Source organism: Marmoricola sp. OAE513 (assembly GCF_040546585.1).
GTDB lineage: Bacteria > Actinomycetota > Actinomycetes > Propionibacteriales > Nocardioidaceae > Marmoricola.
The window spans coordinates 1,562,551-1,583,678 of sequence record NZ_JBEPOC010000001.1 but is presented as its reverse complement, the minus strand read 5'-3'; the positions used below and the strand labels follow the sequence as shown (position 1 = coordinate 1,583,678).

The window sequence follows — 21,128 nt, the reverse complement described above, 5'->3', positions numbered from 1 at the left end:
TGTGGTCCGAGATCTGTGCCGAGACTAGGACGGCCATTGCGGTACGGGCGACGGCCAGATGTGCGGGTCCGGATCCGGAACTCGCCGGAAACAAATGCGCTGGTTTTGTATCTCCCAGGCCGTTCCTTCTGGCAGCGTGCGTCGTTAGGACCTCAACAGCACTCCTCACCACGGGGGCGACCATGCGCAAGGTGGCGCGATGAGCCAGGCGGTACCGGTTCGCGCCCTGCTGCGCCCGCTCATCCCGGTCGGGGACCTGTTCGCCTTCGCCCTCCAGGTGCTCCGGTCGGTCTTCCGCCGCCCCTTCGCGTGGGTCGAGTTCTTCGATCAGGCCTGGTTCGTCACCCGGGTCTCGCTCCTCCCGACGATGGCGATCACGATCCCGTTCGGGGCCGTCCTCTCGCTGCAGATCGGGTCGCTGTTCAACCAGCTCGGCGCGCGGTCCTTCACCGGCGCGGTCGCGGTCGTGGGCATCGTCCAGCAGGCGGCGCCGATCGCCACGGTGACGATCATCGCCGGAGCCGCGGGTACGGCGGTCGCCGCCGACCTGGGCGCCCGCAAGATCCGCGAGGAGCTCGACGCGCTCGAGGTGCTCGGCATCCCCGTCATCCCGCGACTGGTCGTCCCGCGCGTCCTCGCCGTCGCGGTGGTCGCCACCCTGCTCAACGGTGTCGCCACCGCGGTCGGCACGATCGGCGGCTACATCTTCAACGTCCTCGTCCAGGACGGCTCGCCCGGTGCGTACCTGCACGCCTTCACGGCGCTGGCGCAGCTGCCGGACCTCTGGGTGGGCGAGATCAAGGCCTTCGTCTTCGGCCTGGTGGCCGGGATCGTGGCCTGCCACCAGGGCATCAACGCCAAGGGCGGACCGAAGGGCGTCGGCAACGGCGTGAACCAGTCCGTGGTGATCTCGTTCGTGCTGCTGTTCGTGGTGAACACCGTCCTCACGCTGGTCTACTACCAGCTGGTCCCGCCGAAGGGACTGTGATGGCCGGTCTCGACAGGCTCGACCACGGGGGAGGACCGGTCTTCCGCGCGTGGAAGGCGACGTACGACGTCCTGGCCGACCTCGGCGACCAGGTTCAGTTCTACGGCAAGGCGCTCGGGGGCATCCCGCGCACGCTGGTGAAGTACCGCGCCGAGGTGTACCGACAGCTTGCCGAGGTCAGCCTCGGACGGGGTGCGCTCGTGCTGGTCGCGGGCACCCTCGGCATCCTCATCTTCGAGGTCCTCGCCGTCGGCTCGGTCGTCGGCCTGGTCGGCTACCAGGGCCTCAAGCAGGTTGGCATCCAGCCGTACGTCGGCTTCCTGTCGGCGTACTTCAACACGCGCGAGGTCGCCCCGCTGGTCGCGGCGAACGCGCTGGTCGCGACGGTCGGCGCCGGGTTCACCGCACAGCTCGGTGCGATGCGGATCAGCGAGGAGATCGACGCCGTCGAGGTGATGGCGATCCGGTCGATCCCCTACCTGGTGAGCACCCGGGTCATCGCCGCCCTGGTCGCGGTGATCCCGCTCTACTTCGTCGGCCTCATCGGTACCTACGCCGCCACCCAGGCGGTCTCGATCCACTACTACGGGCTGACCGGTGGCACCTACGACCACTACTTCAACCTGTTCCTTCCACCGATAGACGTCCTCTACTCGTTCGCCAAGGTGCTCGTCTTCTCGGTCATCCTCACGATGATCTGCTGCTACTACGGCTTCACGGCCAAGGGTGGACCGGCCGGCGTCGGCGTCGCGGTCGGCCGCGCGGTCCGCCTCTCCCTGGTGGTCATCGTGATCGCCGACTTCTTCCTCTCGCTGATGCTCTGGGGCTCGACGACGACCGTCCGGATCGCCGGCTGATGCGCGCCCACACCCGCCCCCTGCTGGGCGTTGCCGCGCTCGTCGTGATCGTCCTGCTGGTCTCCTTCAGCATCGGCGTCTTCCGCAAGGCGCTGCCCTGGCAGGACGCCGCCACCGTCACGATCACGACTGCGTCGCCCGGCCTGGAGCTGAACCCGCAGTCGGACGTCAAGCTGCAGGGCCGTCGGGTCGGCGAGGTCCGCAAGATCACCACCGCCGGCACGAGGGCCACCATCGAGCTCGCCCTCGACAAGGACGCGCTCGAGCTGATCCCGGTGAACGTCGACGCTGCGATCGTCCCGAAGACCCTCTTCGGGGAGAAGTTCGTCGACCTCCGCCCACCGGCCCGGCCGGCGACGGCCCGGCTGGCCGACGGGGGAGTGATCAAGCAGTCGACCACCTCGGTCGAGATCGGCGCGCTCTTCGGCCGCCTGGTCCCGGTGCTCGAGGCGCTCGAGCCCGAGAAGCTGTCGACGGTGATCGGTTCGTTGGCCGAGGCGCTGGACGGGCGGGGCGAGCAGCTCGGACGCACCCTGAACCAGCTGACCGCCTTCCTGCACGGGGTCGACCCGCGGTTGGACACCTTCACCCACGACCTGCGCCAGCTCGCGACGACCGCCGACGTCTACGCCGAGAGCACCCCTGACCTGATGCGGGTGCTGTCCGCCTCCTCGGGCATCAGCAGCGGACTCCTGGTGCCCCAGGAGAAGCAGTTCGCCGCTGCCCTCGCGTCGGCGATCGGTACCACCAAGCAGGCCGAGACCGTGCTCGCCGAGAACAGCCGGGAGCTGATCCGGTTGTCGGGCCGCTCGCGCGACGTCCTGGCCCTGCTCGACGAGTACTCCTCGGCGCTGCCGTGCTTCCTGCAGGCGCTGCACACCGGAGACATCCTGGTGAACCAGACGGCGGGCGCGCTCGGACCGTTCGCGAACCTGACCATCGACATGGTCACCCACCAGGCGCCGTACACGTATCCCGACGACCTGCCGAGCAACCCGAAGTCCGACGGCAACAACGCGAACCTCCCGGTCTCGGTGCCCTCCTGGGAGCCGCACTGCGCCGAGTTCGCCTCCTCGGTGCTCAAGCTGAAGAACGCGCTGCCCTACTCCCAGGAGCTGCCGTCGCCTGTCGGCGGTCGCCCGGGCGCCGCGAGCGCCCGCGCCGACGACCCTGCCGTCGTGGAGGCGCGGCGGGCGATGGCCCAGGCCCTGGCCGCCAGGCTCCTCGGGGAGAAGGTCGACGCTCCGGACTACGCCGGCGTGCTGATCGCACCGCTGCTCTCCGACGGGGAGGTGCCGGTCCCGTGAGCCACACCTCGAACTCTCGCGGCGGACCCTTCCGGGTGCCGGGGCAGCGGTCGCTGGCTCGGAACAAGATCCCGTCCTCGGTCTACAAGCTCGCCGTCTTCGCTGCCGTCACCATCTTCACGATCGGGGTGCTGGCCACGCTGATCGGCAACGTCTCCTTCGCCGGGTCGCGCACCTTCCACGCGTACTTCACCGACGCCACCGGCGTGAACAAGGGCGACCGCGTCCGGATCGCCGGGGTCGAGGTCGGCACCATCAAGGGACTCGAGCTCGTCGAGGTCGACGGGCGCAAGGTCGCCAAGGTCTCGTTCAGCGTCGAGGACGACGTGCCGCTGTACACCGACGCCGAGCTCGCCCTGCGCTACGAGAACATCGTGGGGCAGCGCTACCTGTCGATCACCGAGGACCCCTCGGGCCGCACGGCGCGCGCCGACAGCACCTTCGGGCTCGGTCAGACGACACCGGCGCTGAACCTCACCGAGCTGTTCAACGGGTTCCAGCCGCTCTTCCGGGCGCTGGACCCGAAGGAGGTCAACACCTTCTCCTTCCAGATCGTCAAGGCGCTCCAGGGCGAGTCCGGCACGCTGGCCGGCCTGATGACCGACACCGCCGAGCTGACCAACGGGCTGGCCGACCGCGACCAGGTCATCGGCGGGGTGATCTCGAACTTCAACCAGGTCCTCGCCGAGGTCGGCGCACGCGACACCAAGCTCACCGACCTGATCGTGCAGTTCCGCGACCTGATGTCCGGCCTGGCGAAGGACGGTGACGTGATCTCCGCGAGCCTGCCGTCGCTGGCCGACCTGCTCGACTCGACCTCGGGGATGGTCCAGGAGATCAGGGCGCCGCTGAAGGCCGACCTGCGCGGGCTCGATGCCGTCGCCGGTGCGCTCGACGACACCCGCGGCGAGCTGGTGGCGTCGCTGGCCCGGACGCCGGACAAGATGCGCGTCCTGGCGCGCACGGGCTCCTACGGCTCCTGGTTCAACTTCTACGTCTGCGGTCTCGAGGTGCGGCTCCAGCTGCTGCAGGGCACCGTCAACCTCGGGACCCCCGCCCTGGCCGCCAACGAACGCGACACCGTGTGCGGGGGTGGGATCGAGTGAGCGACGTCGTCTCCACCGAGGGGATCTCGGAGCAGCGCAAGGTCCGCATCGCCGTCATCGGCCTGGTCGGCATGCTCGTCGCGGTGCTCGTCACGATGAACCTCCAGCGACTTCCGTTCGTCGGCGGCGGCTCGACGTACCGGGCGGAGTTCGCGGACGCGAGCGGTCTCGTCGAGGGTGAGGAGGTCCGGGTCGCGGGCATCAAGGTCGGGCAGGTGACCGGCATCGAGCTCGGCCGCGGCAAGGTCGTCGTCAGCTTCCGGGTCAAGGGCGTCGACCTCGGTCGCCGCACGACCGCCTCGATCGAGGTCAAGACGCTCCTCGGCCAGCACTACCTCAGCCTCGACCCCCAGGGCGGCGGAGACCTCGGCACCATCCCGCTCGCGCGAACGACGACCCCGATCAACATCGTCCCGGCGTTCCAGCAGCTGAGCTCCCAGGTGCGCGACATCGACACCGCGCAGGTCGCCGACGCGTTTGACGCGCTCACCGAGACGCTGTCCAGCACCGCACCTCAGATGAAGGGCACCCTGCAGGGTCTGGCCCGGCTCTCCCGCACGATCACCAGCCGCGACGACCAGGTCGCCGAGCTGTTCGCCCGCGCGCAGGACGTCTCGAAGGTCGTCGCCGCCCGGGACGAGGAGATCGGTGACCTGCTCTCCGACACCGCGACCGTCCTCGGCATCCTGGACCAGCGCCGCGCCACGATCCGCCAGATCATCGAGGGGACCATGTCGCTCTCCCGGGAGCTCACGGGCCTGGTGAAGGACAACCGAGCGACCCTGAAGCCGGTGCTGGCCAAGCTCAACCGGGTGCTCACGGTGCTGCGTCAGAACGACAAGAACATCGACGAGATCATCAGGTACACCTCCATCTACGGACGCGAGTTCACCAACGTCGGTGGCAGCGGCCACTTCTTCGACGCGACCGTCAAGGCCCCGGCCGGAGCCGGCCTGTGCGCCACCCCGAACGGTGCCGCCGGCCCGCTGCTCTCGCTCCTGTCGCCGATCCTCACCCAGGTCAACGAGCAGGTGAACGGCACCTCGCAGCCGTGCCTGCCGCTCGGCCCGGCAGGAGGTACGCCGTGAGCACGCCACTGCTGTCGACCACGGTGATCCGCCGGGTCAGCATCGTCCTGACCCTCGCGATCGTCGCGCTGGTCGGGTACACGCTGATGAAGCCGGACGACGGCCCCCGGCACCTGACGGCGACCTTCGAGCGCACCACCAGCCTGTACGCCGGTGCCCGGGTCAAGGTGCTCGGCGTCAACGTCGGCAAGGTCGACTCGATCACGGTGAAGGGGACCGCGGTCGAGGTGAAGATCTCCTACGACTCCGACGTCGACCTTCCCGACGACGTGCACGCGCTGATCGTGCCGCCGTCGATCGTCGGTGACCGGTTCGTCCAGCTTGCGCCGGCGTACGAGGGCGGTGCCAGGTTGTCCGACGGGGCGCGGCTCGGCCTGGACCGCACCGGCGTCCCGCTCGAGCTCGACGACACCTACCGCAGCCTCGACCAGCTGGCCACCTCCCTCGGTCCGGACGGCGCGAACAAGGACGGTGCGCTGTCCCGTTTCGTCGACGCCGCCGCGTCGAACCTCGACGGCAACGGCCGCCAGTTCAACGACACCATCCGCCAGCTCTCCGGTGCGATCAGCGTGCTCGCCGGCAGCAGCGACGACATCAACGGCACGGTCGCCAACCTCGCGGACCTGTCCCAGACCTTTGCCGGCAAGGACGCCGAGGTGCGCCGGCTCGTCGAGTCGCTGTCGCGCGTCGGCACCGAGCTGGACCGCCAGCGCAGCGACCTCTCCGGTGCCGTCAAGGAGCTGCGGACGGCGCTGACGGTCGTCGCCGACTTCACCGCGGAGAACCGCGGCGCGCTGAAGGAGACCGTCGGCAGCCTGGAGAGCGTGTCGGGCAACCTGGCCTCGCACGCCGACGAGCTGGGCCGGTTGACCTCGCTGGCCCCGGTGGGCCTGACCAGCTTGCTGAACATCTTCGTGCCGAAGAACTTCGACCTCGCCCACCCCGAGCGCACGCCGATCGACGGTCGCGCCGGGAACCAGGCGCTTCGTGCCCCGTTGTTCGAGGACCTCGAGGTGCAGCTCTCCTCCACGCTCAGCGCGGTCTGCCAGCAGGGCAACCCGACCCAGCAGGCCCAGCTTGCCGCGTTCTGCGGGGCGCTCGGTTCTGCGGGAGGCAGCATCGGCGCCCTGCTGACGACGCTGCTGGCCAAGGGCGGACCGAGCCTGCCGACGGACCCGAGCGCGCGCACGCTCTCCGCGATGATGGGGGCGGCCCGATGAAGAAGCTCCTCGCGGCCGTCCTCGCCACGGCGGCGCTGACCGGATGCGGCTACCGCGGCGCCAGCAGCCTGCCGCTGCCCGGCGGCGTCGGCGGCGAGACCTACGAGCTCACCGTCACGTTCGCCGACGCCACCAACCTGGTGGCGCGGGAGACGTGCCGCACCAACGACACCGTCGTCGGCGACGTGAAGTCGGTGAAGCTCGACAAGAACCTCCAGGCCACCGTCGTCTGCAAGATCAAGAAGTCGGTGTCGATCCCGGCCAACGCGGTCGCGACCCTGCGCGAGACCAGTCTGCTCGGCGAGCGCTTCGTGTCCTTCGACGTGCCGCCGGGTCAGGAGCCCGAGGGACGGATGGCTGCGGGTTCGGTCGTCCCCGCTTCCGCGACCCGCGCCGACCCCGACGTCGAGCTCGTCTTCGGTGCCCTGTCCCAGGTGCTCAACGGCGGCAACCTCGGTTCGCTGCAGACGATCACGCGCGAGCTCGGCCAGGCGCTGGAGACGGGGGACCTGCGGCGCACCATCGACCAGCTCGGCGACACCGTCGGGCACCTCAACGACCGGCGCGAGGACATCACCTCCGCGCTCGAGGCGCTCGACCGGTTGAGCGGCGCGCTGGCCCGGCAGCGCCAGGTGATCGGGTCGGCGCTCGACACCGTCCCCGCCGGCCTCGAGGTGCTCGACCGGCAGCGTCCCGCGCTGGTGAAGCTGCTGGAGAACGTCGACAGCCTCTCCGACGTCGTGGTCCCGCTGATCGCGAGGAGCAAGGCGGACACGGTCGCCGACCTCAAGCACCTCACGCCCGTCCTGGACGGTCTCGCCGAGCAGGGCGACGAGCTCGCGGTGACCGTCGAGCGGATCGTGAGCTTCCCGTTCCCGAGCAACGGCCTGTCCGCGATCAAGGGTGACTACGGCGGCATGTACGCGACCTTCACCCTCGACATCGACTCGCTCAACTCCCTGATCGCCAGCTACGCGCCGAAGTCCGCCGGGGCCAAGGCGCCGGCCGCGAAGGTGAACGACGAGCCGGCACCGCTCACCGGACTCGGCGGGTTGCTCAGCGGTCTGGGGCTGGGACCTGCGCTCGGTCCGAACGGCGGCGCCGGCTCGGGGCTGAACTCGCTCCTCGGTCTCCTCGGAGGTGGCTCGTGATCTCCCGTCTGACCAAGATCCAGCTCGTCGTGTTCGCGCTCGTCACGGTGCTCGCGGTCTCGTACGGCGCGGTGAACCTGCTCGGTGTCGGCAAGGTCTTCTCGCCGCCGTACGAGATCGAGGCGCAGTTCGCGAGCTCGGGCGGCATCTACGCGCGCGCCGACGTCGACCTGCTCGGCACCCGGGTGGGCAGCGTGAAGGAGATCAAGCCAGGGCCCGGGTCCGGGACGACCGTCGTCATCGCGATCGACAAGGGCGTCGAGATCCCGGCCGACGTGACCGCCCTCATCGGCAGCAAGTCGGCGATCGGCGAGCAGTACATCGAGCTCGAGCCGCGTTCCAGCGGCGCGCCGTACCTCGCCGACGGGGACGTCATCGGCATCGCCGACACCTCCACCCCGGTCGCGGTCGAGGACCTGCTCGCGCACACCGAGGCGCTGGCCGGTTCGATCGACCCGAAGAAGCTCACGACCGCACTGACGGAGGCCAGTGACGCCTTCGGTGGACGCGGGGCCGACCTCGGTCGGCTGATCGACGCCTCCGACCGCGCCACCAGGGCCTCGCTCGACGGGCTCTCGGACCTCAACCGGCTGATCGACTCGGCGAAGGTCGCCCTCGACACCCAGGTCGACCTGGCGCCGGCCACCCGGACGGCCCTGCGCACCGCCGGGTCGGTGCTCGGCACCCTGGAGAACCTGAACCCGGTCTTCGCCGACGTCTTCGTCTCCGGGGTCAAGGCCGGCACCGAGGTGACCGGGTTGCTCAAGGACCTGCGCCCGGCGCTGCCCGGGCTGCTCGGCAACCTGGTCACCCTGACCGAGGTCGCTGCCGAGCGGTTGCCGGCGCTGCGCAAGACGCTCGCGATCTTCCCGTGGGTGCTGGAGGTCAACGCCACCTCCTTCCGCTACTGCGACGAGCTGGACGCCAAGACCGGCAAACCGATCCAGTCGACCTGCCGGTACGACGCCCAGGGGCGACCGGTCTACAGCGCCCACCTGGCTGTCCAGCTGCCGGAAACTCCGGGCACTCCCGCCTACGCCTCGTGCACCAAGGGGTATGAAGGCACCGTGAAGCACTTGCCGGACGGCACCCCGCTCAAGGGAGGGCCGAAGCAGAGCCAGGACAGCGAGCCGAACCCGAAGGCCGCGTGCACCGCTTCGCCCACCGATCCCGGCCAGCCCAACATCCGCGGCTCCCAGAACGTCCCCAACCCGTGACCGGTAGACGTTCGGTCATCGCCGTCGCCACGGTGCTGATGCTGGTGGCGGTCGTCGTGGGCGCCCTCGTCGTGCTCGGACGCAGCGAGTCCGAGAAGGACCCGTCAGGAGCCAACGAGGCGGCGGCCCTGGTGGCGGCCCGGCGTACGGCGATCGCCTTCTTCACCCTGGATCCGGAGAACGTCGCGAAGCAGGTCGACGCGGTGCTCGACCTGGCCAGCGGCAAGTTCGAGCGCGAGTACTCCGCCCAGCGCGCGGTCGTGATCAAGAACGTGCAGGACCGCAAGCGTGCGGTGTCCTCCCAGGTCCCCACCGACGGTCTGGCGATCGCCTCCTTCGACCCCGCCAAGGCCGTCGTGCTGGTTGCGATCAACGTGACCACCAAGGAGAGCACCCGCGTGCCCGCCGAGAACGAGTACCGGCTGCGGCTCACCCTGAACAGGACCGGGTCGCGCTGGACGACCTCGACGCTCGACCAGCTGGCCGGCGTCCCCGGTCCCGGCGAGTTCGAGCCCGGCACGCTGCGGGGCGGAGGCACCGCGATCGTCGCGGCCTCCGCCGAGGCACTGTCCTCGATGCTGAGCTACGACTACAAGAAGCTCGACGAGGATCTCGAGTCGACGCTTCCGCTGCTCACCAGGTCGTTCTCGGCCGACTTCGCCCGGACCTTCGACGCGACCGTGCGGCCGTTGGCGACCGAGAAGAAGTCGGTCACGGCGGCGTACGTGCGTGCAGCGGGACTGGTCGTGCGCAACGGCGACAAGGCGCGGACGCTCGTCTTCGTCGACCAGGTCCTGAACCCGGACGACTCCGCCGACGTCACCGAGTCGCGGTTGTTCGTGGACCTGCGCCGGGTCAAGGGGACGTGGCTGGTCGACGGGTTGAACCGGGCCTGATCACGAGCAGGTCGTCGGGGCTTCCTTGCCGTCGAACCGGTCCGAGGTCCACAGCACCAGGTCGTTGATCATCGGGGAGTCCGCAGCGACGATGTTCACGTGCTCCCGGTCGGGGTACTCCTTGTACTCCAGGGGACCGTTGCCGGCCTTCGCGCACCGTTCGGCCACGTACGCCGCCTGCGTCTGGGGAACGACCACCGGGTCCAGGGCGCCCTGAGCAATCAGCACGGGGGCCTTGATCGTGCCGTCGGGAACGTTGTCCTCGAGCCTGCTGCCGAGCGGGCCGGTGACCGGGTCGCGCTGGTAGAACGGTTGGGAGAAGTCGAACGCCTTCGACGCGGCGACCATCTGCTGACCGTCGGTGGCGCAGAGCTCGGCGATCTTCCGCACCGGCGCTCGTGCAGCTGGTTTGACGTAGTCGTCGAAGCCCACGTCCGGGTAGGTGTCGGAGTAGGCGCTGATGACGTAGGTCAGCAGCACGAGAGAGGCGGCGGGGAACTTGACGAACCGGGCCAGGAGATCCGGGAGGTCGGTGGCAGGCGCGATGCCTGCGACGCCGACGAGGTCGACACCCGGCGCATAGGTCGGGGCGATCATGCCGGCCCACAGGACAGCGTGGCCTCCCTGCGAGTGCCCCCAGGCGACCGTCTTGCGGCTGAGCTCGAGACCGGTGATCTGGCGTGCCGCGCGAACGCCGTCGAGCACCGCCCGAGCCTCCCCTTGACCCACCAGGTAGGGGCTCGGCTCGTCTGCTTCCAGGCCGGTGTAGTCCGGAGCGACGATCGCCCAGCCCTCGTCCAGCGCGTCGGCGAGCGCCGGGATCGCGCTGGAGGTGACCGCTGCTGTGCTGCGGGACGGTGCGCACGAGGGTGCGATGCCGGTGGTTCCGTGCGCCCAGGCGATCACCGGCCGCGGGGGTCCGCCGTCCGCCTCCTTCGCGACGACCAGGCCGCTGGCGATCGTCGGCCGGCCGTCCTCGCGCGTGGTCGTGTAGGTGATCCGCCAGGCGCGGACACCTCCCGAGCCGCCGCCGGCGTACGGCGATGCCGTGACGAGGTTGCCGGGCTTGTCGGAGACCGGCAGCCGCTGGGTCTGGCCGGTGCTGGTGTCCCGGTCGTGCAGCACCGCGCTGGCGCCACCGAACGCGGCGGCGACCACCAGCGCGACGACCGAGGCCACGGTGGTCGTCGTGCGCCTCAGGTCGCCGGGCTCGAACGGCTGCGCCTCGTCGAAGGTGCCGCGGTAGCCGATCCATCCGACGGTGACTCCGGCCCAGAGTGCCCGCGCGCCCACGACCACGGCGACCAGGAGCACCGTCTTGTCCGGCCAGCCGATCAGCGCCGCACCCATCAGCGCGCCGACGAGCCCGAAGCCCCGTCCGCCGGGGCGACCGTCGGCCAGGCCGGCAACACCGTCCAGGATCAGCGCGATGCCGGCGAGCAGGGCGACCCGGTCGACGGTGGACCCGGTCGCTTCGACCGACGCACCTGCGACGACCAGGGCTCCGCCGGCGAACCAGGTTGCCGGGACCCGCGGCGCCGGACGCGCCAGCACCGTGCCGGCGGCGAGCGCGACCAGGGCGGCCGCGACGAGGTGGCCGAGGGTGTCGACGGAGCTGAACGGGCGCGCGGCGAGCACCGCGCCGAGCCCGGAGACGAGAGCGCCGAGAATCAGAAGGAGGGATCTGACCATCGCTGTCATGGGTCCATGGTCCCCGATCGGTGGCTGGACGGCCTGGTGGGTCCCGCGATCGCGCTCGTACAAATCGGTGGGCCGACCGGCCTCTGGGGCGTAGCGTCCTGGTCGATGCGCATGTTCGTGGCGGTCGCCCCGCCGATGGGAATCACCGAGGACCTCGACACCTTCCTCGACGTACGACGCGACGCAGCCGAGCTGCGCTGGACCCGCCCGGAGACCTGGCACGTGACGCTGGCCTTCCTGCCCGACGTACCGGACCGGTCGTTGGACGGTCTGGTCGACGCCCTGGCCGAGGTCGCCGGACGTCGTCGGACGCTGGTCGCGTCGGTCGGCGGAGCGGGAGCGTTCCCGGACGTGGCGGGTGCCCGGGTGCTGTGGGCCGGCGTCCGCACCGACGACGACGAGGAGCTGGGCCGGCTGGCGGCCGGCTGCCGGACCGCCGCAGCGACGCACGGGGTGGAGACACTGCGGGAGCGCTTCACCCCGCACCTGACACTGGCCCGCAGCAGGCACCCGTTCGAGGCGACCCGGTGGCTGCGGGTGCTCGACACCTACCGCTCCGAGGATTTCCCGGTCGACCGGTTCACGCTGTTCTCCTCCCACCTGGGCGAGGGTCCCGGCGGGCGGCCCCGGTACGACGTGGAGGCCGAGTTCCTGCTCTGAGTATCCGGGCACCTGGGCACCTGCAATTGTCGCGGTCGGGACTGAGGGGAGCCCCACAGGCCCCGCGCGTGACAATGGCAGGGGCGGGGGCGGTCGCGCCCGCGCGGAAAAGCACGAACGGCGCCGCATCGCTGCGGCGCCGTCCACCGGCGGAGGTACGGGGATTCGAACCCCGGAGGGCGTTAACCCAACTCGCTTTCCAAGCGAGCGCCATAGGCCACTAGGCGATACCTCCGTCGGAGAGGTTACCGTCCCTGATTCGTCGTAGTGAAATCGCCTCATCTAGACTCGCTCCAACCCCCCATGCGGCGGTATCTCACTGAACTCCCCCAGGGCCGGAAGGCAGCAAGGGCAGGTGGGCTCTTCCGGGTGCATGGGGGGCCTTCGCGTTCCCGCCTAGGATCGGGCCATGTCTCGGTCGTTCGCGGTGTCCCTGGTCGCCCTCGCGGCTCTAGGGGCGCTTGCCGGCTGCGGCGGCAGCGCGGTGGAGAAGCCCACCACCGGAACGCCGAGCCTCGCCGCGACCCCGTCCGCCGCGGCCACCGACGGGGACGGCGAGCTGGTCCCCACCAACCTCCCGACCAACGTTCCCGACACGATCCCGGACCTCACGAACACCCCGAAGGTCCCCGACGTCCCGCGCCGCCCCGACGAGGTGTTCGGCGCCGACATCAGCTGGCCGCAGTGCCCGAAGGGCCTCGGCATCCCGGAGAAGCGGACCCTCGGTGCTCCGATGCCGACCAAGGCAGCGGATTTCGTGATCATCGGCCTGACCAACGGCCCGTCGTTCTACCCGAACCCGTGCCTGGCCGGCCAGAAGAAGTGGGTGGCCGACCGCCACCTGATGGCGGCGGCGTACTCGGTGGTCAGCTACCCGCGACCGGCCGAGCTCAAGACGTACGGCGCTCGCGGACCGTTCTCGACCAAGAACCTCGCCGGCAGGCTGGCGAACGTCGGCTACGCGGCGGCGCTGTTCAACCTCGACACGTTGAAGCGGTCCGGGCTCAAGACGCCGATCATCTGGATCGACGTCGAGCCGGTCCCGAAGTTCGAGTGGAGCAGCGACCTGAAGGCCAACGCGGCGGTCGTCCAGGGGATGGCCCGCGGGTACACCGACGCCGGCTTCGAGATCGGGTACTACTCGACCCCTGCCCTGTGGCGCCGGGTCGTCGGGGGCTTCCGGATGGGGTCGGTCGAGTGGCGGGCGGCGGGTCAGACGTCCAAGGCCGAGGCGTTGAGCCGGTGCGGACCCGACTGGTCGATCCAGGGTGGGCGCGCGCTGTTCGGCCAGTGGGTCGAGGACGGTCGCGACCGGAACGTCACCTGCCCGGGTGTGGCGGCGACGCTGGGCCGCTGGTTCCACCAGTACTAGCTCGTCGGCGACGACCGAGGACATGCCGAATTTCGCGGGTGGGCCTCGTGCACCTGGGCTATTTTGCTGCGAACTCGAGTAGCCGTGGGGGCTCAATGCGCAGCATGTTCTCGAAGGTCGTCTCACTCGCCTTGCTGGTGGGTCTGACCGCTCTTGCTCCGGGTCGGCTCGCCGCCGCTGCTCCCGCGGCGCCGTCCTCGGGCCTGAACGACTGGTCCTGCCGGCCCTCCTCGACGCATCCCCGACCCGTCGTCCTGCTGCACGGACTGAGCAGCAGCTCCCAGCAGTGGCTCCTGCACGGTACGACGGTCGCGAAGGCCGGGTACTGCGCCTTCTCCCTGGACTACGGAGCGAACAGCACCGGTGCCAACGGCAACGCGCCGGTGGCCCGGTCCGGGGAGGAGATCGGTCGCTTCATCGACCGCGTCCTGAGCGAGACGGACGCGAGCAAGGTCGACCTCGTGGGCCACTCCCTCGGAGGGTTCATGGCGCTCTGGGTCCCCAAGGTCGCCGGTTACGGCGACCGGGTCGGGACCGTCGTCTCGCTGACGCCGCCGACGCACGGGACCACCCTGTTCGGCGCCCTCGCCCTCGCCGAGCGGGCCGGACTCCGACCCGTCCTGACCGGGCTGCTCGGGCTGGGCGGTTGCTTCGCGTGCGCCGACCTCCTTGCCGGGTCCGCAGCGACCGACAGGCTGACGCAGGGCCCCATCGCGCAGCCCGGGATCCGGTACGTCGTGATCGCCACCCGGTACGACGCGATCGTGACTCCCGCCTCGCAAGGATTCATCCGCGAGCCCGGCGTGGAGAACTACTACGTGCAGGACAAGTGCCCGGCGGACCCCGTCGGCCACTTCGGGATCGGGTTCGACACCGGCGTGGGGTCGATGATCCTGCACGGGTTGGATCCGGCCGTCCCGGTGAAGTGCGGCTTCGGTCCGCCCGTCTAGCCTCGACGGCTCCCGGCTGTCGTCCACCCTTCGGGAGTTCTCAGGCACGACTGTGCCCGTTGTCGGCCGTGCCGACTAGGGTTCACGTGTGGAGCACAACCTCGCCTTGTACAGGCGCTACCGGCCTGAGTCCTTCGCCGAGGTCATCGGCCAGGACCACGTCACCGACCCTCTGCGGTCCGCGCTCGCCAACAACCGGGTGAACCACGCCTACCTGTTCTCCGGCCCCCGCGGCTGCGGCAAGACCACCAGCGCGCGCATCCTCGCGCGGGCGCTCAACTGCGAGAAGGCGCCGATCTCCGACCCCTGCGGCGAGTGCCAGTCCTGCCGCGACCTGGCCCGCGGCGGCCCGGGGTCGCTCGACGTGATCGAGATCGACGCGGCCAGCCACGGTGGTGTCGACGACGCGCGCGACCTGCGCGAGCGGGCGTTCTTCGCCCCGGTCTCGAGCCGCTACAAGGTCTACATCATCGACGAGGCGCACATGGTGACCACGCAGGGCTTCAACGCCCTGCTCAAGCTGGTCGAGGAGCCGCCCGAGCACCTCAAGTTCATCTTCGCCACCACCGAGCCCGAGAAGGTCATCCCGACCATCCGCTCGCGCACCCACCACTACCCGTTCCGCCTGATCCCGCCGCGCGTGCTCTCCGATTACCTGGCCGAGATCTGCAGCCGCGAGGGCGTGCCGATCGAGCCGGCGGCGCTGCCGCTCGTCGTCCGCGCCGGCGCGGGCTCGGCCCGTGACTCGCTCTCGGTGCTCGACCAGCTGCTCGGGGGCGCCGGTCCCGCGGGTCTGACGTACGACGTGGCCGCCGGTCTGCTCGGCTACACCCCCGACGCGCTGCTCGACCAGGTCGTCGACGCGTTCTCCGCGGGAGACGGTCGCACCGTCTTCTCCGTGGTCGACAAGGTGATCGAGATCGGGCAGGACCCGCGCCGGTTCACCGAGGACCTGCTGCGACGACTGCGCGACCTCGTGATCGTCGCCGCCGTCCCTGACGCCCCGACCACCGGGCTCCTCGACGTCCCCGACGACCAGGCCGAGCGTCTGGTCGCGCAGGCCGCACGGTTCGGTCGCGCGGACCTGGTGCGGGCCGCGGACTGCGTGGCAGCGGGGTTGACCGAGATGCGGGGGGCGACGACGCCGCGGCTGCTGCTCGAGCTGATCTGTGCCCGAGTGCTGCTGCCGGGGGCTGACCACTCGACGGACGGGCTGACGGCTCGGTTGGACCGGATGGAGAAGCGGTTGGAGATCGGGGGAGTGGTCTCGACACCGGCTCCCGCGGCGGCACCTGCTGCCCCGGCTCCTGTCCCCGCGGCGCCCGCTGCTGAGCCTGCGCCGGTGGCTGAGAGGCCGGTGGCGCCGGCGCCTCCGGTGAGCCAACCACCCTCTCCGGTCGTTCACTTCGACGAGCTCAGTACGGCGCCTCCCTCCGAGGGGGCCAGTCCCATCCACGGCTCGGAGGCGGCGTCGACGTCGGCACCCGAGCTCGCTGCCGAGGCTGCGGTTCCTGCCCCGCCCGCCCCTGCTGCCCCCGCCGCACCGCCTGCTCCCGCCGCTTCGGCTGCGCCTGCTGCTTCATCGGGTGGGTTGGGTCTGGCTGATGCGCGGCGGTTGTGGCCGGACCTGTTGGACAAGGTCAAGGAGATGCGGCGGTTCACCTGGATCCTGCTGAGCCAGAACGCTCAGGTGATCGGGTTGGACGGCGGGATCCTGACCGTGGGGTTCAAGAACGCGGGGGCCAAGGACTCGTTCGTCGGCGGCGGCAGTGAAGAGATCCTCCGGCAGGCGGCGATCGACGTGATCGGGGCCGACTGGCGGGTGGAGGCGATCGTGGATCCCTCGGCGGACCCGGACGCCGGCGGACCCGTGGTGACGCGGGCGGCGACCGAGCCGACGGCAGAGGTGCCGCGGCTCGTGCCGGTGGCCGATGTTCCTGCGGAGCCGCCTGCTCCCGAGGCGGGTTCACGACCGCCGGCGTGGATCGAGGAGGCCGCTGCCCCGCAGGCGCCGACGCGGCCGGTGGCTGCTGCTCCGCAGCCCGAGACGATCGCGGCGGTGCGCAGCAACATCTCGCCGACCCGCACCGGCGAGCAGCCGGACAAGCCGGTGGACACCCGCGACGACGACGTCAGCGCGGACGACGAGAACATCGACGAGGTCGGGAACGACAGCACCGAGCTGCTCATCAACGGGCTCGGGGCGACCGTCATCGACGAGATCCCCCACGACTGAGGACACGACATGACTGAGAACCCGTTCGGCAACCTGGACCTCGGCGCCATGCTCGAGCAGGCCCAGCAGATGCAGGCGCAGCTGATGGCCGCCCAGGCGGACCTCGCCGCGACCACCTTCACGGGCACCGCCGGCGGCGTCACCGTCAACGTCACCGGGACGGGCGACCTCACCGGGGTCGTCATCGCGCCGGGGGCGTTCGACGCCTCGGACGCCGAGTCGTTGACGGACCTGGGGGACCTGGTGGTCGCCGCGTTCCGCGACGCCAAGGCGAAGACCGAGGCCGCTGCTGCCGAGGCGATGGGTCCCCTGGCCGGAGGCCTCGGTGGCCTGGGAGGCGAGCTCGGCGGTCCCACCCCGGGCCCGCTCGGTTTCGGACCGGCGGGGAGCTGAGTTGTACGAGGGTGTCCTCCAGGACCTGATCGACGAGCTCGGGCAGCTGCCCGGGGTCGGTCCGAAGGGTGCCCAGCGGATCGCGTTCCACCTGCTCGCCGCGGACCCCGTCGACGTACGTCGCCTCGCGGACACGCTGATCGAGGTCAAGGCCAAGGCCCGGTTCTGCTCGATCTGCGGCAACGTCGCGGAGGAGGAGCAGTGCCGGATCTGCCGTGACCCGCGCCGCGACCTCAGCCTGATCTGCGTCGTCGAGGAGTCCAAGGACGTCGTCGCGATCGAGCGCACCCGCGAGTTCCGCGGCCGCTACCACGTGCTGGGCGGGGCGATCTCGCCGCTGGAGGGCATCGGTCCCGAGCAGCTGCGCATCCGTGAGCTGATGCAGCGCCTCGAGGACGGCGTCGTCACCGAGATCATCCTCGCGACCGACCCGAACATCGAGGGCGACGCCACGGCGGCGTACCTGACGCGGATGCTGCGGTCGATGGAGCTGACGGTCACGAGGCTCGCGAGCGGGCTGCCCGTCGGCGGCGACCTCGAGTACGCCGACGAGGTCACCCTGGGGCGGGCTTTTGCAGGACGGCGGAGCGCCGGAGAATGAAGCTGCACGAGGGATCCAGGAGAGGGAGCGCACGATGACGGCACACGAGTTCGAGGACTTCGGCCAGCAGATCGCCGACGCGTCCGAGGCGTTCCTGCTCGGCCTGCAGGCGGTCTCCCGTGAGGAAGGCGCCGGCTCGGCGGTGCCGATCTTGCTGCTCGAAGTGAGCCAGCTGCTGCTGGCCGGGGCGCGCCTGGGTGCGCAGCAGGACTTCCAGCCGACCACCGAGTACCAGCCCGACGTCGGCCCGGACGCCGACCTCGACGCGATGCGGCTGCGTCTGGCGGTCACGCTGGGCGGTCTGGACACCTACAGCCACAACTTCGAGCCGTACGACCCCGAGAGCGTCACCTCGAACCTGTCCGACGACCTCACCTCGATCGCGACGGACGTCGCCAACGGCCTGCGGCACTTCCGGGCGGGCAACATCGAGGAAGCCCTGTGGTGGTGGCAGTACTCCTACCTGGCGTCCTGGGGTTCGCTGGCGATCGGAGTCCTCTCAGCGCTGCACTCGGTCGTCGCGCACGACCGGCTGGACCTCGAGGTCGTCGACGAGTCCGACCAGCTCGAGGCGGCCGACGCAGTGCTCGACGGCGTTCAGCCGTAGCTGCAGATGTAGTCCAGCTGCTCGTCGGTCTCGATGTCGAAGGACGAGTCCCCCGGGACGTCGAACGACGAACCGGCGGCGTAGGTGACCCACTCCTCGGTGCCGGCGAACCGGACCCGGCAGGTCCCTGCGGTGATCTCCATCGTCTCCGGCGCCGCGGTTCCGAAGGTGAGCGAGGCCGGCAGGATCACGCCGACCGACTTGCGGCTGCCGTCGGCCAGCAGCACCGTGTGGCTGACGCACTTGCCGTCGAAGTAGACGTTCGACTGGGCCAGGACGGTGACGTTCTCGAGCTGGGTCATGGCTCAAGCCTAGAGACGCGTAGCCGGGCACCGAGCCCCGGCTCGGTAGAATCTCTGTGGCCACCAGGCCGCGCGGCGCGGGAGAATCGCTCCCGGAGCCGGCCAGCAGATTTCGAGGAGAGCAGTCGTGGGCATTGTCGTGCAGAAGTACGGCGGTTCCTCGGTTGCCGACGCCGAGGGCGTCAAGCGGGTCGCCCGCCGGATCGTCGAGACCAAGAAGGCCGGCCACCAGGTGGTCGTCGTGGTCTCCGCCATGGGCGACACCACCGACGAGCTGATCGACCTCGCCAACGAGGTCTCGCCGCTTCCCCCCGCCCGCGAGCTCGACATGCTGCTCACCGCGGGTGAGCGGATCTCGATGGCCGTCCTGGCGATGGCGATCCAGAACCTCGGGCACGAGGCCCGGTCCTTCACCGGGTCCCAGGCCGGCGTCATCACCGACGCCGAGCACGGCCGCGCCAAGATCATCGACGTCACCCCGGGCCGGATCGAGACGGCGATCGCCGAAGGTGCGATCTGCATCGTCGCCGGTTTCCAGGGCGTCTCGCAGACCACCAAGGACATCACCACGCTGGGCCGCGGCGGCTCCGACACCACGGCCGTCGCGCTCGCTGTCGCGCTGAAGGCGGACGTCTGCGAGATCTACTCCGACGTCGACGGCATCTTCACCGCCGACCCGCGGATCGAGCCCCGTGCGCGCAAGGTCCCGCGGATCTCCTACGAGGAGACCCTCGAGATGGCCGCGCAAGGCGCGAAGATCCTGCACCTGCGCTGCGTCGAGTACGCGCGCCGCTACGACATGCCCATCCACGTCCGCTCCTCCTTCAGTGACAAGGAGGGCACCTGGGTCGTGAAGGCTCAGGACGTCGTTCAGGAGAACACCATGGAAGCTGCCATCATCACCGGCGTCGCGCACGACCGCAGCCAGGCGAAGATCACGATCGTCGGCGTCCCGGACAAGCCGGGCGAGGCGGCAGCGATCTTCCGTGCGGTCGCCGACTCCCAGATCAACATCGACATGATCGTGCAGAACGTGTCGGCTGCGGCCACGAGCCTGACCGACATCTCCTTCACGCTGCCGCGCGGTGAGGGCCAGACCGCGATCACTGCGCTGGACCGGCTCAAGGACTCGGTCGGCTTCGACAGCCTCCAGTACGACGACAGCGTCGGCAAGGTGTCGATCGTCGGCGCTGGCATGAGCTCCTCGCCGGGCATCTCGGCGCGCTTCTTCGAGGCTCTCTCGGACGCCGGCGTGAACATCGAGATGATCTCCACCTCGGAGATCCGCGTCTCGGTCGTCGTGGCCGAGACTCAGGTCCAGGACGCGGTCAACGCCGCGCACGCCGCCTTCGACCTCGATTCCGACGAGGTCGAGGCCGTGGTCTACGGAGGTACCGGACGATGAGCCGTCCCGTGAACATCGGCATCGTCGGCGCGACCGGACAGGTCGGCGTCGCGATGCGCAGCATCCTGCTCGAGCGGAACTTCCCGGTCGGGGACGTCCGCTTCTTCGCCTCCTCGCGCTCGGCCGGCACCGTGCTGCCGTTCGGGGACCGGGAGATCACCGTCGAGGACGCGATGACGGCCGACCCGACGGGTCTCGACATCGCGCTGTTCTCCGCCGGCGCCACCACCTCGCGGGCGCTGTGCCAGAAGTTCGCAGACGCCGGTGTCATCGTCGTCGACAACTCCTCGGCCTTCCGTAAGGACCCGGACATCCCGCTCGTCGTCTCCGAGGTGAACCCCGAGGCGATGGACGCCGTGATCGCCGCAGGGCGGGGGATCATCGCGAACCCGAACTGCACCACGATGGCCGCTATGCCGGTCCTCAAGCCGCTGCACGACGAGGCCGGCCTGGTCCGGCTGATCGCGTCGACCTACCAGGCCGTCTCCGGCTCCGGTGTCGCCGGCGTCGAGGAGCTCGCCGGTCAGGTCGAGGCCGCGGGGGAGAAGTCCCGCGAGCTCGCGTACGACGGCTCCGCGGTCGCCTTCCCCGAGCCCGGGGTCTACAAGAAGAACATCGCGTACAACGTGCTGCCCTTCGCAGGGAACCTGGTCGAGGACGGTCTCAACGAGACCGACGAGGAGCAGAAGCTGCGCAACGAGTCCCGCAAGATCCTGGGCATCCCGGAGCTGCTGGTCTCCGGCATCTGCGTGCGCGTCCCGGTCTTCACCGGTCACTCGCTGGCGATCAACGCCGAGTTCGCGCGTCCGATGACCCCGCAGCGGGCCGCCGAGCTGCTCGCCGACGCCCCGGGCGTCGAGCTCTCCGACATCCCCAACCCGCTCCAAGCGGCCGGGCAGGACCCGTCGTACGTCGGGCGTCTGCGCACCGACCCGGGCGTACCGGACGACCGCGGGTTGGCGCTGTTCATCAGCAACGACAACCTGCGCAAGGGTGCTGCTCTCAACACGGTGCAGATCGCGGAGATCATCGCCGCCCGGCTCTGACGGCCGGTCAGGGCGGCGGACTGCG

At 70.2% G+C, this 21,128-nt stretch carries 20 protein-coding genes, 1 tRNA gene and 1 other RNA gene; 19 read left to right on the top strand and 3 right to left on the bottom strand.

Going from position 1 to position 21,128, the window contains the following annotated elements; translation table 11 throughout:
* The first annotated feature begins 199 nt into the window (after positions 1–199).
* Genes ABIE44_RS08085 through ABIE44_RS08045 form a run of 9 tightly spaced genes read left to right on the top strand, consistent with a single transcriptional unit; the run spans position 200 to position 9,830 of the window.
* Positions 200–988, top strand: a complete 789-nt coding sequence (locus tag ABIE44_RS08085; protein WP_209719720.1) for an MlaE family ABC transporter permease — start codon at positions 200–202, stop codon at positions 986–988.
* Positions 988–1,845 (top strand): MlaE family ABC transporter permease, encoded by an 858-nt coding sequence (locus ABIE44_RS08080; protein WP_209719722.1) that lies wholly within the window; start codon positions 988–990, stop codon positions 1,843–1,845. Before ABIE44_RS08085 ends, ABIE44_RS08080 begins: the two co-directional genes overlap by 1 nt.
* Positions 1,845–3,152: an MCE family protein gene (locus ABIE44_RS08075; protein WP_209719725.1), complete on the top strand. Its 1,308-nt coding sequence runs from the start codon at positions 1,845–1,847 to the stop codon at positions 3,150–3,152. The genes ABIE44_RS08080 and ABIE44_RS08075 overlap by 1 nt, the downstream gene beginning before the upstream one ends.
* Positions 3,149–4,258 (top strand): MCE family protein, encoded by a 1,110-nt coding sequence (locus ABIE44_RS08070; protein ID WP_209719727.1) that lies wholly within the window; start codon positions 3,149–3,151, stop codon positions 4,256–4,258. Before ABIE44_RS08075 ends, ABIE44_RS08070 begins: the two co-directional genes overlap by 4 nt.
* Positions 4,255–5,346, top strand: a complete 1,092-nt coding sequence (locus tag ABIE44_RS08065; protein ID WP_209719730.1) for an MCE family protein — start codon at positions 4,255–4,257, stop codon at positions 5,344–5,346. Before ABIE44_RS08070 ends, ABIE44_RS08065 begins: the two co-directional genes overlap by 4 nt.
* Positions 5,343–6,566 (top strand): MCE family protein, encoded by a 1,224-nt coding sequence (locus tag ABIE44_RS08060; protein WP_209719733.1) that lies wholly within the window; start codon positions 5,343–5,345, stop codon positions 6,564–6,566. The genes ABIE44_RS08065 and ABIE44_RS08060 overlap by 4 nt, the downstream gene beginning before the upstream one ends.
* Positions 6,563–7,717 carry an MCE family protein gene (locus tag ABIE44_RS08055; RefSeq protein ID WP_209719736.1) on the top strand — a complete coding sequence of 385 codons (1,155 nt, stop codon included), beginning with the start codon at positions 6,563–6,565 and terminating at the stop codon, positions 7,715–7,717. The genes ABIE44_RS08060 and ABIE44_RS08055 overlap by 4 nt, the downstream gene beginning before the upstream one ends.
* Positions 7,714–8,934, top strand: coding sequence for an MCE family protein (locus ABIE44_RS08050; RefSeq protein ID WP_209719740.1), 1,221 nt, complete (start codon positions 7,714–7,716; stop codon positions 8,932–8,934). Before ABIE44_RS08055 ends, ABIE44_RS08050 begins: the two co-directional genes overlap by 4 nt.
* The gene (locus tag ABIE44_RS08045; RefSeq protein WP_209719743.1) at positions 8,931–9,830 is read left to right on the top strand and encodes an Rv1363c family protein; all 900 of its coding nucleotides are present in this window, start codon (positions 8,931–8,933) and stop codon (positions 9,828–9,830) included. Before ABIE44_RS08050 ends, ABIE44_RS08045 begins: the two co-directional genes overlap by 4 nt.
* Here ABIE44_RS08045 and ABIE44_RS08040 read toward each other — a convergent pair whose 3' ends face one another.
* A complete protein-coding gene (locus ABIE44_RS08040) occupies positions 9,831–11,531 on the bottom strand; it encodes an alpha/beta fold hydrolase (RefSeq protein WP_209719746.1) in 1,701 nt (566 codons plus the stop codon). It lies immediately after the preceding gene.
* A gap of 6 nt (positions 11,532–11,537) precedes the next feature.
* Here ABIE44_RS08040 and thpR point away from each other — a divergent pair, with 6 nt between their 5' ends.
* Positions 11,538–12,191, top strand: coding sequence for an RNA 2',3'-cyclic phosphodiesterase (gene thpR, locus ABIE44_RS08035; protein ID WP_354437930.1), 654 nt, complete (start codon positions 11,538–11,540; stop codon positions 12,189–12,191).
* A 150-nt stretch (positions 12,192–12,341) separates the two neighbouring features.
* Here the strand turns inward: thpR and ABIE44_RS08030 are convergent.
* Positions 12,342–12,426 (bottom strand) — tRNA-Ser (locus ABIE44_RS08030).
* Positions 12,427–12,486: 60 nt separating this feature from the next.
* On the opposite strand from ABIE44_RS08030, the gene ffs reads away from it, so the two are divergent.
* The 7 genes from ffs (at position 12,487) to ABIE44_RS07995 (ending at position 18,350) form a co-directional block, all read left to right on the top strand.
* An RNA gene (gene ffs / locus ABIE44_RS08025) (signal recognition particle sRNA small type) lies at positions 12,487–12,577 on the top strand.
* Positions 12,578–12,600: 23 nt separating this feature from the next.
* Entirely contained in the window at positions 12,601–13,563 is a 963-nt protein-coding gene (locus ABIE44_RS08020) for a glycoside hydrolase family 25 domain-containing protein (RefSeq protein ID WP_209719749.1), read from the top strand.
* Between the two features lie 104 nt (positions 13,564–13,667).
* The gene (locus ABIE44_RS08015; RefSeq protein ID WP_209719752.1) at positions 13,668–14,513 is read left to right on the top strand and encodes an esterase/lipase family protein; all 846 of its coding nucleotides are present in this window, start codon (positions 13,668–13,670) and stop codon (positions 14,511–14,513) included.
* An 88-nt stretch (positions 14,514–14,601) separates the two neighbouring features.
* A complete protein-coding gene (locus tag ABIE44_RS08010; RefSeq protein ID WP_209719755.1) occupies positions 14,602–16,749 on the top strand; it encodes a DNA polymerase III subunit gamma and tau in 2,148 nt (715 codons plus the stop codon).
* A gap of 9 nt (positions 16,750–16,758) precedes the next feature.
* Positions 16,759–17,142 (top strand): YbaB/EbfC family nucleoid-associated protein, encoded by a 384-nt coding sequence (locus tag ABIE44_RS08005; protein WP_209719758.1) that lies wholly within the window; start codon positions 16,759–16,761, stop codon positions 17,140–17,142.
* A 1-nt stretch (position 17,143) separates the two neighbouring features.
* The gene (gene recR, locus ABIE44_RS08000) at positions 17,144–17,743 is read left to right on the top strand and encodes a recombination mediator RecR (protein WP_209719761.1); all 600 of its coding nucleotides are present in this window, start codon (positions 17,144–17,146) and stop codon (positions 17,741–17,743) included.
* 34 nt (positions 17,744–17,777) lie between these two features.
* Positions 17,778–18,350, top strand: a complete 573-nt coding sequence (locus ABIE44_RS07995; protein ID WP_209719764.1) for a DUF5063 domain-containing protein — start codon at positions 17,778–17,780, stop codon at positions 18,348–18,350.
* Here the strand turns inward: ABIE44_RS07995 and ppnP are convergent.
* A complete protein-coding gene (ppnP, locus tag ABIE44_RS07990; RefSeq protein WP_209719767.1) occupies positions 18,341–18,652 on the bottom strand; it encodes a pyrimidine/purine nucleoside phosphorylase in 312 nt (103 codons plus the stop codon). The two genes, ABIE44_RS07995 and ppnP, sit on opposite strands and share 10 nt — an antisense overlap.
* Positions 18,653–18,779: 127 nt before the next feature.
* On the opposite strand from ppnP, the gene ABIE44_RS07985 reads away from it, so the two are divergent.
* On the top strand, positions 18,780–20,057 hold the full coding sequence (locus tag ABIE44_RS07985; RefSeq protein ID WP_209719770.1) for an aspartate kinase: 1,278 nt from the start codon (positions 18,780–18,782) through the stop codon (positions 20,055–20,057).
* Complete coding sequence (locus tag ABIE44_RS07980; RefSeq protein ID WP_354437929.1) at positions 20,054–21,103, top strand: aspartate-semialdehyde dehydrogenase; 1,050 nt, start codon at positions 20,054–20,056, stop codon at positions 21,101–21,103. The genes ABIE44_RS07985 and ABIE44_RS07980 overlap by 4 nt, the downstream gene beginning before the upstream one ends.
* Positions 21,104–21,128: the final 25 nt, after the last annotated feature.

Bases quoted from the DNA above. Each gene is read 5' to 3' on its own strand.
- ABIE44_RS08085 (WP_209719720.1), top strand. From the start codon at position 200: ATGAGCCAGGCGGTACCGGTTCGCGCCCTGCTGCGCCCGCTCATCCCG.
- ABIE44_RS08080 (WP_209719722.1), top strand. From the start codon at position 988: ATGGCCGGTCTCGACAGGCTCGACCACGGGGGAGGACCGGTCTTCCGC.
- ABIE44_RS08075 (WP_209719725.1), top strand. From the start codon at position 1,845: ATGCGCGCCCACACCCGCCCCCTGCTGGGCGTTGCCGCGCTCGTCGTG.
- ABIE44_RS08055 (WP_209719736.1), top strand. From the start codon at position 6,563: ATGAAGAAGCTCCTCGCGGCCGTCCTCGCCACGGCGGCGCTGACCGGA.
- ABIE44_RS08040 (WP_209719746.1), bottom strand. From the start codon at position 11,531: ATGACAGCGATGGTCAGATCCCTCCTTCTGATTCTCGGCGCTCTCGTC.
- thpR (WP_354437930.1), top strand. From the start codon at position 11,538: ATGGTCCCCGATCGGTGGCTGGACGGCCTGGTGGGTCCCGCGATCGCG.
- ABIE44_RS08020 (WP_209719749.1), top strand. From the start codon at position 12,601: ATGTCTCGGTCGTTCGCGGTGTCCCTGGTCGCCCTCGCGGCTCTAGGG.
- ABIE44_RS08015 (WP_209719752.1), top strand. From the start codon at position 13,668: ATGTTCTCGAAGGTCGTCTCACTCGCCTTGCTGGTGGGTCTGACCGCT.
- ABIE44_RS08005 (WP_209719758.1), top strand. From the start codon at position 16,759: ATGACTGAGAACCCGTTCGGCAACCTGGACCTCGGCGCCATGCTCGAG.
- ABIE44_RS07995 (WP_209719764.1), top strand. From the start codon at position 17,778: ATGACGGCACACGAGTTCGAGGACTTCGGCCAGCAGATCGCCGACGCG.
- ppnP (WP_209719767.1), bottom strand. From the start codon at position 18,652: ATGACCCAGCTCGAGAACGTCACCGTCCTGGCCCAGTCGAACGTCTAC.
- ABIE44_RS07980 (WP_354437929.1), top strand. From the start codon at position 20,054: ATGAGCCGTCCCGTGAACATCGGCATCGTCGGCGCGACCGGACAGGTC.